Source organism: Membranihabitans maritimus (assembly GCF_021729145.1).
Lineage (GTDB): Bacteria > Bacteroidota > Bacteroidia > Chitinophagales > Saprospiraceae > Membranihabitans > Membranihabitans maritimus.
Genome location: NZ_JAJSLW010000120.1, coordinates 1 through 245 on the forward strand (window position 1 = coordinate 1; position 245 = coordinate 245).

1 protein-coding gene is annotated in these 245 nt (G+C 44.9%); it reads left to right on the plus strand.

Going from position 1 to position 245, the window contains the following annotated elements:
• The coding region (locus LVD47_RS23560; RefSeq protein ID WP_236981182.1) for a hypothetical protein at nt 1-245 on the plus strand (245 nt) is incomplete at both ends.

Genomic DNA, 245 nt, shown 5'->3' on the forward strand with positions numbered 1-245 from the left:
CTAAAGAATTGGAAGACCTTACCATATCATGTGAAGCGTATAACCTGTTCTACAAAGACGTAGTGGAAGAAGCGGCAGCCTACAATGCTGGTGGCGGAAGTGCTGCGGATACAAGTGGAGCATATACTGCATTGGATGCGGCGTTTGGTAGCTATATCAAAACCTGGGTTAACAATCAGGGACAGCCTACAGACATAGATGGAAATATACTTCCTGACAGTGTACTTCAGTTCTACTACAACACG